This window comes from Dietzia sp. NCCP-2495 (genome assembly GCF_026011735.1).
Lineage (GTDB): Bacteria > Actinomycetota > Actinomycetes > Mycobacteriales > Mycobacteriaceae > Dietzia.
The window spans coordinates 52,542-64,410 of sequence record NZ_BRVN01000013.1 but is presented as its reverse complement, the minus strand read 5'-3'; the positions used below and the strand labels follow the sequence as shown (position 1 = coordinate 64,410).

Here is an 11,869-nt window from a genome sequence, read left to right as displayed (position 1 = left end):
CTTTTCGCCTGTGTCGGAGGAATCAGATGTCGTCGTCGCGGAGGCGATCCATCGCACTGCCGTCACGGCGCGGTGCGGGCGACCGATCCGGAGCCTGCGCGGCCTGTGGTGCAGTCTGTGAGGCCTGAGGTGCCGCCTGTGGGGCCTGTGTTGAGGCCTGTGGGGACTGCTGCGGCGCCTGGGTGCCCTGCGGTGGGGTCTGGGCCGCCGGGCCCTGTCCCCCGCCGGGAACCTGACCGGGGCGACTCTGGACCGTCTGCGGCGGGACGCCGGTGACGCCCTGTTGCTGACCGGCCGCCATCTGCTGTTGATATGCCTGCGCCTGCTGCTGGGCTGCGAGCTGCGACTGCGCCTTGGTGATCGCCGTCTGGATCTCCTCCGGAATGGTCAGAGCCAACTGCTCGCGGACGGGCATCGGCGCGGTACCCCGGTTGACCAGCAGGTGCCTGAACACGTCCCGGCCCTCCTCGGCAGCCTGCTCGGCGTTGTCCGGGACCGCCATGATCCGCACCTCGGCCGTCCACCGGTGTCCGTCGACGCCGATGGCACGGAAGACCGCGCCCGGCATCTCGGCGACGAGTTCGCGCCCCCAGGGTCCGTCGACCACGGACACGTCGCCGCCCTGCTTTTCGAGCTGCTCACGCATGTCCGCGACCATCGTGCGCCACTGTCCCGCGGACTTCGGGGCGGCGAACACCCGGGGGATCACGCGCGACACCGTGCTCACGACGTGGAACTCCGGCTGCCCATTGGGGTCCATCGCCACGTTGAGATCGCGTCCCTTGGGGACGCCGATCACCATGGCGCCGAGGTCGATGTGCCCGAACCCGAGGTCGGTGTAGTAGCCGGGGACGTCACTGATCTCCGAGCGGTCATGGGGCCCGTCCGCCTGCGGGACCTCAGGCGTGGCCTCCGCGGCGACCGCCGCATCACGAGCCTCGCTCGATCGCTTCTTCCGTCCGAACATCGTGGACATCCTCTCCCCGTGCGCGTCGGTCCCGTGTGGGACCGTCCCGGACGACGCTACCCAACGCCGCCACCTCCGGTCAGGTCAGCCGAGCGTGACCGCCCGTCGAGCCGTGCCCGCCGGCACCGCGCTCGGTCTCGTCCAGTGTGTCGACCTCGACGACATCCCAGAGTTCGACCTTCTGGATCAGCAACTGCGCGATCCGGTCTCCGCGCGTGATGCGCACTGTCTCGTCCGGGTCGAGGTTGATGAGGTTGACCTTGATCTCGCCGCGATAGGCGGCGTCGATCGTGCCCGGTGCGTTGACGATCGACAGGCCGGCTCGGGCGGCCAGTCCTGAACGCGGATGGACCAGCCCCACATATCCCGGGGGCAACCCGATAGCCACACCTGTTCCCACCAGGGCGCGCCGGCCCGGCTCCAGCTCACAGTCACCGGCGGCGTGGAGGTCGAGTCCGGCATCGGTCGGATGCGCGCGTACGGGCAACGGCAGGTCCGGGTCGAGTCGCTGTAGGCGCAGCGCGGGTCCTGTCGCGGGGGTGTGCGTGCTGTGGTTCATGTATCGATGCCCTCCTACCGGCAGTGTCCCGGATAGTCGATAGTCTTACCGGTGTGACCGAAGAAGATCTACGCCCGCACCGCGACCGCTCTCCTCGTCCGGTTCACTCGGAGACACTGCGCGTTCCCCTGTGGTGGTGGATCGCGCTGATCGCGGTCACCGCAGTGGTGGTCGCGCTGTGCGTCATGATCGGCGCCCGGTGGTGGATGTGGGTGCTGGTCGTCGTGATCCCGGTCCTCTTCGCCTGGCTGTTCGTCACCGTCAGCCGCGAGAAGATCGAGGTGGAGTCCGACGGCCAGGGGGGCGGCACCCTGTACGCGGGTAACGCCCGGCTCCCCTTCGACGCGATCTCGCGTACCGCGGTGGTCCCGGCGACCGCCAAGCAGGCGGCGATGGGTCGCCAGCTCGATCCGGAGGCGTTCGTCGTGCACCGCGGGTACATCCGCACGATGGTGATCGTCGTGTTGGACGACCCGATGGATCCCACTCCGTACTGGTTGATCAGCACGCGCGATCCCGAGGGACTCGCGGCCGCGCTCCCGGACAACCGCTACGTCTGACCCACGCCGCGCGGGATGCGCGGTATTTCGGCGCCCGGCCCCTGTCAGGGGACCGGGCGTCTGCGTCCGGTCAGCCCGCGCAGTCCACGCAGATCGGCAGGCCGTCCCGCTCCTCGGCGTAACGGCTGCGGTGATGGACGAGGAAGCACTCACCGCAGGTGAACTCGTTGTCCTGCTCCGGCACGACGCTGACCGTCAGTTCCTCTCCGGACAGGTCGGCGCCCGGGAGCTCATAGGATTCGGCGGTGTCGGTCTCGTCCACGTCGACCTCACCGGTCGCACCCTCGGCACGTCGGGCCTTGAGCTCTTCCAGCGAATCGCCGGAGAGCTCGTCCGCCTCGGTCCGGCGGGGTGCGTCGTAGTCGGTTGCCATGAGTCTCTTTTCTGCGGGTCCGAGTCAGGTGTGCGCTCATCGGTCGTGGTCGACCGGCGCACGCATAGTAACGGAATCCCCACCGATTTTCATCCGTCGTCGACTGCCCGTGTCCCAACACCGGCCCGGCGCCCCCGCCGTTTACAGTGTTGGCCGAGGGCCCTTCCGTGCCCTTACACCGCTCACCTGCAGGAAGGCCCCTGATGGTCGCCCACCTCAGCACCCAAACCATTCCGAGCCCGACCCCCTCTCGGGGGATGGCCCGTCTCCGCTCTCCGTACGTGATCTTCGTGGTGGCGGTGGTCCTTCTCGGCGGCATCGTCTGGGCCCTGGCGCTGGAGGGCGACGACGTGGCGACGCAGGCGGTGGCGTGCCCGGTCCCGGCCACCGCGACGGAGGCTGGCCTCGAGGCGCAGGAGGTCGACGCGCTCGACTCGGTGGAACCCGCAGTCCTGGAGGCCACGCGGATCCGGGTCCTCAACGGCAACGGTCAGAGCGGCCAGGCGGGTGCCGTGGCCGCCCAGCTGGCCGAGCGGGGGTTCCAGGCAGCCGGCGCGGACGCCACGGGCAACGACCCGATCTACGGCCAGTCACTCGAGTGTCACGGCCAGATCCGCTACGGCGAGTCCGGTCAGGCGAGTGCCCGGTCCCTCTCGCTTGCGGCGCCGTGCATGGAGCTCGTCGCGGACGGGCGCGGGGACGACACTGTGGACCTGGTCCTGGGCACGACGTTCTCGCGACTGTCTGACACCGTGTCCTCGGTCAGCGCGCTCGACGAGCTCAAGGTCGGCCGCCAGCCCATCTCCAGCGTGGTGGAGAGCGCGCGGTCGGTCAGCTGCTAGAGCGCCCCGCAACTCTCCAGCGCCTCTCGGAATTCGCGCGCCACTCCGGGGGCGGCCGCGACCGTGGGAACCGCGTCGTCGTAGGAGGGCGCCACGACGGCGCCCGCTTCCTCGGCGATCAACGCCCCTGCCGCGTGGTCCCAGGGCTTGAGACACCGCTCGTAGTAGGCGTCGAGTCGTCCGGTGGCGAGCATGCACAGGTCCAGTGCCGCCGAACCGCACCGTCGGATGTCGCGGACGCGGGGCAACAGGTCTGCCGCTACTCGCCCCTGTTCCGCGCGTACCGCCGAGTCGTAGGCGAATCCGGTCCCCACGAGCGCGAGCGCCAGCTCGTCGCAGCCGGAGACGTCAAGGGTGGTGACGGTGCCGTCCGCATCCCGGAGCGTGGCTCCCCGGCCGCGCGCGGCCGTCCAGGTCTCGCGGGTGACGATGTTGTGGACCGCCCCGGCGACGACGACGCCGTCGAGTTCCGCGGCGATGGAGACGGCGGTGAACGGGATGCCGTACAAGAGGTTCACGGTCCCGTCGACGGGGTCGACGATCCAGCGCACCCGGCCGTCCGCACTGGGGGCCGCCTCCGTCGCGCCGCCCGTTTCCCCGGACTCCTCCCCCAGCATCCGGTCGTCCGGCCGGTGCGCGGCGAGTTCACGGCGGAGATGGTCCTCCACCGAGGTGTCGACGACGGTGACGGGGTCGGTGGCTGAGCTCTTGGACCGTGCTCCCAGTCCGGGGGCGGCGAGCTCGGCGAGCATCCGCCTGGCCACGTCCCCTCCGGAGCACGCCAGCGTGTCGGCCACTGCTCGGAGCCCGTCCACGGTCTCCGGTCCCGGCCCGTCTCCCGCGTTCCCAGCATCCGTCTCCATGTCGCTCATCCCGTCTCTCGCATCCCGTCACCTTCGTCCGCCCGACACGTCACCGTGCATCCGGCACCGCGTCGACGTGCCCGCGCACATCGTCGTCGTCACAGGTTCCGGGGCTCGTCTCCCCTGCGCGCGGATACCCTTGCGGTCGGGCGACCACCGTCCATCGTGCCCCGTACCCCCGGGTGCCAACCACCTCCGTCACCGTCGTCGGCCGTGAAGGCCGGTTCCCCTGGAGCACATCTTGGCCACCACCCCCACATCCGCCGCCTCCTCCCGGTCGGACACCGACTCCGCTCGGTCGACCACCACCCGGGCAGAGTCCACCACCACCTCGGCAGAGCCGACCTTCACCTCTGCAGAGCCGAACTCCGGACCCGCCACCATCGGACTAGGAGTGGACGTGGGTGGGACCGGCATCAAGGTCGGCCGTGTGGACCTGGTCACCGGGGAGATGCTCGGCGAGCGGACGTACACGCCCACGCCGCAACCCTCGACCCCGGACGCGGTCGCCGGGGTACTCCGGGACCAGGTCGAGGCGTTCGGCTGGGACGGCCCGGTGGGCGTGGCACTCCCCAGCGTCATCCACCAGGGCGTGGCCCGGATCGCACCCAACATCGACGACGCGTGGATCGGGTGTGATGTGGTCGACCTCTTCGCTCGACACCTGCCGGGACGGGACGTCGTGGTCCTCAACGACGCGGACGCGGCGGGCCTCACCGAGGTCCACTACGGTGCCGCAGAGGGTGTCGAGGGCCTCGTGATACTTCTCACCCTGGGCACCGGGATCGGCTCGGCGCTCATCATGGACGGCCGGTTGATCCCCAACACCGAGTTCGGGCACGTCCTGGTCCGGGACATCTCGGGGTCCGTCGTCGACGAGGCCGAACGCCTCGCGTCGGCCTCGGTCAGGGCCCGTGACGGGCTGAGCTTCGCCGAGTGGACACCCCACGTCTCCAACGTGCTGCGCACCATCGAGGACCTGCTGTGGCCGCGCGTGTTCGTCCTCGGCGGCGGGGTCAGCGAGGCGGCCGACGAGTGGTTCCCGCTCCTGGACAACCGCACGCCCGTGCGCGCGGCAGTGCGACTCAACGACGCCGGGATCATCGGTGCCGCGCTGTACGCCGCTGCACACGCCGGTCTCTTGGACCTCGGCGACGTGCTGCCCTCTAGTACGAACTGACCGGATCAACCCCGCCGGATGCGACCCTCGGGCCGGATCATCGTTACAATGGCGCAGGCCGGGATCACGTACCGGCCGGGGACGGGCCCGGTACCGCGAGGCGGACGGCTCAAGTGTCTGCACCGAAACGCGGCACCGATCCTCGTATCCAGTTCAGCTTTCGGTTGTGAAGGGGCGTTTGTGGCAGCCACGAAGACCACCAGTTCGGATACCGCAGAGAGCGGCGATCCGTCAGGCACCGAGGTCACGGGCGCAGCCCCCGCCAAGAAGACCGCCGCGAAGAAGACTGCGGCGAAGAAGACGGCGGCCAAGAAGACCGCCGCCAAGAAGACCGCCGCGAAAAAGACTGCGGCGAAGAAGACGGCGGCCAAGAAGACGGCGGCCAAGAAGACGGCAGCTAAGAAGACCGCCGCCAAGAAGGCTCCGTCACCGGCTGACCCCGAGGTCAACGACGAGCAGGTCGACGAGCCGGAGGAAGGCCTCGAGGCCGAGCCCGACACCTCCGAACTGGAGGATGTCGAGGTCGAGGACGTCGAGGACGACGAGGAAGCGGACGAGGAGACCAAGGAGGAGCCGTCCGCCAAGGACAAGGCCTCCGGCGACTTCGTCTGGGACGAGGACGAGTCCGAGGCGCTGCGACAGGCCCGCAAGGACGCCGAGCTCACCGCCTCCGCGGACTCGGTCCGTGCCTACCTCAAGCAGATCGGTAAGGTCGCCCTCCTCAACGCCGAGGAAGAGGTCGAGCTCGCCAAGCGCATCGAGGCCGGTCTCTACTCGACCTGGTACATGGCACAGGTCGCCGAGCGTGGCGAGAAGCTCACCACCGCCCAGCGTCGCGACTACAAGTGGATCGAGCGAGACGGTGTCCGCGCCAAGAACCACCTGCTCGAGGCGAACCTCCGCCTCGTCGTCTCACTCGCCAAGCGGTACACCGGACGCGGCATGGCGTTCCTGGACCTCATCCAGGAGGGCAACCTCGGTCTGATCCGTGCGGTCGAGAAGTTCGACTACACCAAGGGCTATAAGTTCTCCACGTACGCCACCTGGTGGATCCGTCAGGCCATCACCCGCGCCATGGCCGACCAGGCCCGCACCATCCGCATCCCGGTGCACATGGTCGAGGTGATCAACAAGCTCGGCCGTATCCAGCGTGAGCTGCTCCAGGACCTGGGCCGCGAGCCCACCCCGGAGGAGCTCGCCAAGGAGATGGACATCACCCCGGAGAAGGTGCTGGAGATCCAGCAGTACGCCCGGGAGCCCATCTCACTCGACCAGACCATCGGCGACGAGGGCGACTCGCAGCTCGGCGACTTCATCGAGGACTCCGAGGCGGTCGTGGCCGTGGACGCGGTGAGCTTCACGCTCCTGCAGGACCAGCTCCGCTCGGTGCTCGACACACTGTCCGAGCGCGAGGCCGGCGTGGTGCGCCTGCGCTTCGGCCTCACCGACGGCCTGCCCCGCACCCTGGACGAGATCGGCCAGGTCTACGGCGTGACCCGTGAGCGGATTCGTCAGATCGAGTCCAAGACCATGTCAAAGCTGCGCCACCCGTCGCGCTCGCAGGTACTGCGCGACTACCTGGACTAGTAGAACGCCTCGGCTCACATACGAGTCAGGACTGGACTAACGACCCACGCCGCCATCCGAGACCGGATGCGCGGCGTGGGTCGTCCTTGCGTGGGTCGTCTCTTGTCGGTGGTGAATCGGCGCTCCCTCACCACGAACGAAGCGTGGAGATGCGCTCCCGGATCTGGTCGGCCGACGCCATCGGCACCGGAGGACCGCCACAGGCGTTACGCAGCTGTGAGTGGATCGCCCCGTGCGATTTGCCGAGTCGTCCCGAGTACACCGACACCAGTGTGTTGAGCTGCCGGCGCAGATCCTTGAGCTCGGCCGCCGTGGCCACGCGCTCGGCGGCGCCGGCATTCGCTCCGGGCCCGCTGGAGTTGCCGGGCAGCGTGGTCCCGGCCATCGCGGGATCGGCGCCCACCACGGCCACCTGGCCCGTCCCGGACGCGTGTGATGCGGAGCGGTGCTTGACCTGCTCCTTCTCACGCTGGCGGAGGAGCGCCTTCACGTCATCCGCACCCAGGAGACCGGGAAGCCCGATGTAGTCGGCCTCCTCCTCACTTCCGGCGAACGTCGCGGTGCCGTACGAGGATCCCTCGTACACGATCTGGTCGAGTTCGGCGTCGGCGCCCAGCGAGATGTAGCCGCCGTCCTCGTCGTCGTCGGTCTTCTCGTCCTGTTGCTGATTCGCCTGCGCGAGGAGCTGGTCCTCCAGCGACTCCTCGCGGTGCGGCTTCCCCAGGACGTGGTCGCGCTGGGCCTCCATCTTCGAGGCCAGGTCCAGCAGCACGGGGACGGACGGCAGGAACACCGACGCGGTCTCGCCCGGGCGTCGCGAGCGGACGAAGCGGCCGATCGCCTGCGCGAAGTACAGCGGCGTCGAGGCGCTCGTCGCGTACACGCCCACGCTCAGGCGGGGCACGTCGACGCCCTCGGACACCATGCGCACGGCGACCATCCACTCGTCGTCCGACTCCGAGAAGGCGTCGATCCGGCTCGATGCGGTCGGGTCGTCGGACAGGACGACGGTCGGGGCCGTGCCACTGATCTCGGTCAGCAGTGCGGCGTACTCGCGGGCGCGCTCCTGGTCGGTGGCGATCACCAGTCCGCCGGCGTCCGGCACTCCCCCGGCCCGGACCTGACGGAGCCGAGTGTGGGCGGCCTGCAGGACCGCGGGCATCCAGTCACCGTGGGGGTCGAGGGCGACCCGCCACGCGCGTGACGTCTGGTCGGCACTGAGCGGTTCACCGAGGCGCGCGGAAAACTCTTCGCCCGCGTTGGTACGCCACCGGGCCTCGCCCGAGTAGGCGAGGAACACGACCGGCCGCACGACACCGTCGGCCAGCGCGTCGGCGTAGCCGTACGTGTGATCAGCCTTCGAGCGCTGGTGCCCCTGCCCGTCGGGTTCGTACGTGACGAACGGGATCGGGCTGTCGTCGGACCGGAACGGGGTTCCCGTCAACGCGAGACGACGCTCGGCGTCCTCGAACGCCTCCCGGATCGCGTCACCCCAGCTCTTCGCGTCTCCGCCGTGATGGATCTCGTCGAGGACGACCAGTGTGCGCCGCGACGCCGTGCGCTGGCGGTGTTTGAACGGGTGCGCAGCGACCTGCGCGTAGGTCACCACCACGCCGTGGAACTCGGGCGGCAGGGCGCCGGAGGAGTTCGAGTACTCGGGGTCGAGGAGGATGCCGTTGCGTGCAGCCGAGGCAGCCCACTGATACTTGAGGTGCTCGGTCGGTGCCACGACTGTGATCGTGTCGATGGTCCGGTCCGCGAGCAGCTCGCTCGCTACGCGGAGTCCGAAGGTCGTCTTTCCTGCACCGGGCGTCGCCACGGCGAGGAAGTCCTTGGGCCGTGCCATGAGGTACTTGCGCAGTGCGGTGCGCTGCCAGGCACGCAGAGATCCCCCCGCGGCCGGCGTAGCGGCGGGTGCTGCGGTCTGATCCTGCGTGCCCGGGACCGCTCCGGGACTACTCACCAGGCTTCAGCGACTCGTAGACGCGCTTGCACTCAGGGCAGACCGGTGATCCGGGCTTCGCCGAACGGGTGACCGGGAAGACCTCACCGCACAGGGCGATCACATAGGTGCCCATGACCGCGCTCTCGGCGATCTTGCTCTTGTCCACGTAGTGGAAGAACTTCGGGGCGTCGTCCTCCGTCTCCTCGGTCGTAGTGACCTCGGGACGCTCGAGTGTCTTTGTCCGGGTGGTGCTCACCCCCTCATGATGCCGCACCCGACTGTCACCGCGCCAACGCTCCAGCGCCGGGGCCGGAGTAGTTTGGGATCCATGGCACCCGAGTTCCGGCGACACCGGTCCGACGATCGGGACGACACCTCCCGTCCCGTCGTCATCACCGGGGCACGCGAGTCCTACCGGGACGAACTCGCCGCTCGTAAGAAGCGGTACTTCCTGCTGATGAGCATCCGCATCCCGGCACTCCTGCTGGCCGCCGGGTCCCTCGCGATCTGGAACAACCCGTGGATCGCGTTGGCGATCGTGGGCGGGTCCATCCCCATCCCCTGGATCGCGGTGATCGGCGCCAACGACAGACCGCCGCTGCCCAAGTCCCAGGCGAGGGCGTACACCGCCGGCAGGCTCGGCACCCCGACCCAGGTCCGGTTGCCGGCCGGTCTCACCGGCGGTCCGACGTCCTCTGAGCACGCGGCACAGGAGCGTCGCGGCGAGCGCGAAGGCGAAGGCGCGGGCACGGGCACGGGCGGAGACGAGACCGGTCGGGAGACCGGTCCCCGCGCCACCACGGACCCCGCCGACGAGCCCGCCACCACCACCACCGACGAGAGCGACACGACACAGTGACCGGTACCACCCCCTCCCTGACGGGCCTGTCCCCCGCCCTGGCCAAGGCGTTCCGCCGGCACGGTTACACGGTTCCGGGGCTCGAGGACGCGCTCGGTTCGGACGCGGTCGACGCTCTGGGCCGCTCGGACGCGGCGTTCGTCCGGCGGAGCGCACGCGGGGCCGGCGCTACCGGTGCCCTTCTCCGGCTCTTCGTCCTGGGCGACGCTCTCCCCCGGTCCGAGGTCGAGGCGCTCCTGACGGACGTGGCCGTGAGCGACGGCGTGCGCGCCGGACTGTGGGAATGCGCTGCCGACGCGGTGCGGGCGCTCGTCGATCTCCGGCCGGTCGACCTCGGTCACGGGACCCGCTGGATCTTCTCGGACGTCGACGGGTCGATGGTGCACACCGTCACACGTCCCGACCACGTCCTCGGGGTCGGCCAGGCGACCCTGTCGCTGCTCCGGATCACCCCCTCGTCGCCGGTCGGGTCGGTCCTCGATCTCGGCACCGGTAGCGGCGTGCAGCTGGTCCATGCGCTCGACTCCGGGGCCGCGGGGACGGGGACCGACATCACGCCGCGCTGTCTCGAATTGGCGGAGGCGACACTGGCGATCAACTCGCTGTCCGGGGAGCTACTCCGGGGGCCGTGGTTCGAGCCGGTCTCCGGCCGCCGGTTCGACCGGATCGTGGCCAATCCGCCGTTCGTGGTGGGCCCGCCGGAGACGGGGCACTCCTACCGGGAGTCGGGTCTGTCATTGGACGGAGCCAGCCGGACGGTCGTCTCGGAGGCGCCCGAGTTCCTCGCTGATGGCGGGACCGCGGTGATGCTCGCGTCCTGGGTCGAGCGCGAGGAGGTCGACTGGCGGACGCACGTCGCCTCGTGGATCCCGGCCGAGGGCGTGGATGCGTGGATTCTCCGCAGGGACACCTCGGATCCCGGCCTGTACGTCTGGACGTGGCTGACCGACGAGGGGATGGACCCGCGGGACGAGTCCATGTGGCGTGCCGCGGACCGCTGGCTCGACCATTTCCGCGACAACGATGTCGCGGGTATCGGGTTCGGTTACGTCTATCTGCGCAGGGTCGACGGTCCGTCATCGGTGTTGTGTGAGGATCTCTCCCACCCTTTCGATGCGGGGCTCGGGGACGAGGCGGAGGCCTACTTCGGGCGCACGGCCTGGCTGCGGGAGACCGCCGAGCGACTCGGTGGCGAGGACGTCGCCCTGAATTCGACCGTGTTCACCCTGTCCCCCGACGTCCGTCTGCACGTGTCCGAGTCCCTCGCCCCGACGCCCCTCGCCCCGACCGACGCCGAGGGCGGTCCGTCGGAGAGCGAGACAGTCGTGGTCGAGCGCGTCACCGGCGCGCGGTGGCGGCACGAGATCGATAGGTTCACCGCGACGGTGTTGCGCGGTGCGCGGACCGGGGCGTTGCCGCTGGAGGACCTGGTGATCCTCGCCGCGGCCGCGACTGGCGCCGATCCCGACGAGCTTTCCGGGCCTGTCCGTCGGGTGGTGGCCGACCTGTTCCTGCACGGTGTCCTGGTGCCCGTGGGGGTGCCGGGCCTGGTACCGCCCGGCGCGGCCGCACTGTCGGCGTCCGACAGGGCCGCGCCGCGGCAGTCCGACGAGGTCGCGCCGCGGCAGTCCGACGAATCCGACCTGCCGCCCTCAGACGAGGAGCGTGGGACGTGAAGGCGGTGATCTCGCGCGTCACCGAGGCGTCGGTCACCGTCGGGGGCGAGGTGGTGGGAGCCCTCTCCGGCCCCGGACTGTTGGTGCTGGTGGGGGTCTCGGTCGACGACGACGACGCCGACGTCGCCACGATGGTCCGCAAAATCTCCGATCTACGAATCCTGCGGGACGAACGGAGCGCCGCGGAGGTCGGAGCTCCGGTCCTCGTGGTGAGTCAGTTCACCCTGATGGGATCCACGGCCAAGGGCAGGCGCCCGTCGTGGGTGAGGGCGGCGAAGGGCGAGATCGCCGAGCCGCTGGTCGAGGCGGTGGTGACAGGCCTCCGCGACCGTGGGCTCGAGGTGTCGACCGGCTCGTTCGGCGCGATGATGCAGGTCCACTCGGTCAACGACGGTCCGTTCACAGTGCTCGTCGAGACGCCCGGCAGTCGCTGACGGACCATTTCGTCACACGCCGTG

13 protein-coding genes are annotated in these 11,869 nt (G+C 69.7%); 7 read left to right on the top strand and 6 right to left on the bottom strand.

Annotated elements, in window-relative coordinates:
• Positions 1–22 precede the first annotated feature (22 nt).
• Together OPF83_RS12005 and dut are read right to left on the bottom strand one after the other, a co-directional pair.
• Complete coding sequence (locus OPF83_RS12005) at positions 23–976, bottom strand: DUF3710 domain-containing protein (RefSeq protein WP_264887689.1); 954 nt, start codon at positions 974–976, stop codon at positions 23–25.
• A gap of 70 nt (positions 977–1,046) precedes the next feature.
• Positions 1,047–1,526, bottom strand: a complete 480-nt coding sequence (gene dut, locus OPF83_RS12000; protein ID WP_264887688.1) for a dUTP diphosphatase — start codon at positions 1,524–1,526, stop codon at positions 1,047–1,049.
• Between the two features lie 53 nt (positions 1,527–1,579).
• Between dut and OPF83_RS11995 the strand changes: the two genes are divergently transcribed.
• Positions 1,580–2,086: a DUF3093 domain-containing protein gene (locus tag OPF83_RS11995; protein WP_264887687.1), complete on the top strand. Its 507-nt coding sequence runs from the start codon at positions 1,580–1,582 to the stop codon at positions 2,084–2,086.
• 70 nt (positions 2,087–2,156) lie between these two features.
• On the opposite strand, the gene OPF83_RS11990 is transcribed toward OPF83_RS11995, so the two are convergent.
• Complete coding sequence (locus tag OPF83_RS11990) at positions 2,157–2,459, bottom strand: DUF4193 domain-containing protein (protein WP_264887686.1); 303 nt, start codon at positions 2,457–2,459, stop codon at positions 2,157–2,159.
• 257 nt (positions 2,460–2,716) lie between these two features.
• Between OPF83_RS11990 and cei the strand changes: the two genes are divergently transcribed.
• Positions 2,717–3,301 carry an envelope integrity protein Cei gene (gene cei, locus OPF83_RS11985; protein WP_264887685.1) on the top strand — a complete coding sequence of 195 codons (585 nt, stop codon included), beginning with the start codon at positions 2,717–2,719 and terminating at the stop codon, positions 3,299–3,301.
• Here the strand turns inward: cei and OPF83_RS11980 are convergent.
• Positions 3,298–4,164, bottom strand: coding sequence for an inositol monophosphatase family protein (locus tag OPF83_RS11980; protein WP_309297780.1), 867 nt, complete (start codon positions 4,162–4,164; stop codon positions 3,298–3,300). The two genes, cei and OPF83_RS11980, sit on opposite strands and share 4 nt — an antisense overlap.
• A gap of 241 nt (positions 4,165–4,405) precedes the next feature.
• Between OPF83_RS11980 and ppgK the strand changes: the two genes are divergently transcribed.
• Positions 4,406–5,344: a polyphosphate--glucose phosphotransferase gene (gene ppgK / locus OPF83_RS11975; protein ID WP_375546260.1), complete on the top strand. Its 939-nt coding sequence runs from the start codon at positions 4,406–4,408 to the stop codon at positions 5,342–5,344.
• A 180-nt stretch (positions 5,345–5,524) separates the two neighbouring features.
• Complete coding sequence (locus OPF83_RS11970) at positions 5,525–6,931, top strand: RNA polymerase sigma factor (protein ID WP_264887683.1); 1,407 nt, start codon at positions 5,525–5,527, stop codon at positions 6,929–6,931.
• Between the two features lie 127 nt (positions 6,932–7,058).
• Here the strand turns inward: OPF83_RS11970 and OPF83_RS11965 are convergent, their stop codons facing one another.
• Both OPF83_RS11965 and OPF83_RS11960 read right to left on the bottom strand, forming a co-directional pair.
• Entirely contained in the window at positions 7,059–8,894 is a 1,836-nt protein-coding gene (locus OPF83_RS11965) for a DEAD/DEAH box helicase (RefSeq protein WP_264887682.1), read from the bottom strand.
• Entirely contained in the window at positions 8,887–9,132 is a 246-nt protein-coding gene (locus OPF83_RS11960) for a DUF3039 domain-containing protein (protein ID WP_182630864.1), read from the bottom strand. Before OPF83_RS11960 ends, OPF83_RS11965 begins: the two co-directional genes overlap by 8 nt.
• Before the next feature lie 72 nt (positions 9,133–9,204).
• Between OPF83_RS11960 and OPF83_RS11955 the strand changes: the two genes are divergently transcribed.
• From OPF83_RS11955 to dtd, 3 genes are read left to right on the top strand one after another with little or no spacing between them, the layout of a single operon-like run.
• Positions 9,205–9,735, top strand: coding sequence for a DUF3099 domain-containing protein (locus OPF83_RS11955; protein ID WP_264887681.1), 531 nt, complete (start codon positions 9,205–9,207; stop codon positions 9,733–9,735).
• Positions 9,732–11,411: a methyltransferase gene (locus OPF83_RS11950; RefSeq protein WP_264887680.1), complete on the top strand. Its 1,680-nt coding sequence runs from the start codon at positions 9,732–9,734 to the stop codon at positions 11,409–11,411. Before OPF83_RS11955 ends, OPF83_RS11950 begins: the two co-directional genes overlap by 4 nt.
• A complete protein-coding gene (gene dtd / locus OPF83_RS11945; protein ID WP_264887679.1) occupies positions 11,408–11,845 on the top strand; it encodes a D-aminoacyl-tRNA deacylase in 438 nt (145 codons plus the stop codon). Before OPF83_RS11950 ends, dtd begins: the two co-directional genes overlap by 4 nt.
• Positions 11,846–11,869: the final 24 nt, after the last annotated feature.